Genomic DNA, 532 nt, shown 5'->3' on the forward strand with positions numbered 1-532 from the left:
TACACAGCTGCATCGCAATGGCATCGAACTCACGGTCAAAGCTAGCTTTCTCTGCCGCGCTCAAGAAACCCTGCTGCTCGACGAACCGATTAGTTTCATTCCGGACGTTCTCTACACGTTTCACCATGCGCTGTGCTTCAACCTCGGTAATACGACGGCCTTTTCTTGAGGTACTGATATCGGCATTTAGAACATTCGCTCTTACTGAGATATGTGCTTGTCCTGGATCGCTGATCTGCCCGCCGGTCTCGCCGGCTATTTCTTGTTGGTTTTGGATGTCGCAGCTTGGAAGATTGAGGCTTTGCTGTGCAGCTGTAGCGGTCAGGCTAAAAGCAAACAACGAAGTGAAGAAAATATGTTTCATGACTCAGTCCCTTTGATCGGATGTCAATCCCGCGTACATGGCATACCACGGCCTAGACGGTGCTGCCCGGCAATTGATTAAGGCGAATCTGCTGCATGGGCTCGGCTAGGATATTTTCCAGAACCGGCATAGCGTTTGTCAGGGTCGGGGCCTTCATGTGCGCTTGCA

General features: G+C 51.3%; 1 protein-coding gene. It reads right to left on the minus strand.

What is annotated here, in order from left to right; all coding sequences use genetic code 11:
• A partial coding sequence (locus tag SLW74_RS27490; RefSeq protein WP_410930730.1) for a hypothetical protein occupies window positions 1-364 on the minus strand: 364 nt, incomplete at its 3' end.
• Window positions 365-532 lie beyond the last annotated feature (168 nt).

The sequence above is a fragment of the Pseudomonas sp. W5-36 genome, assembly GCF_046540455.1.
In the GTDB taxonomy this organism is placed as follows: domain Bacteria; phylum Pseudomonadota; class Gammaproteobacteria; order Pseudomonadales; family Pseudomonadaceae; genus Aquipseudomonas; species Aquipseudomonas graminis_B.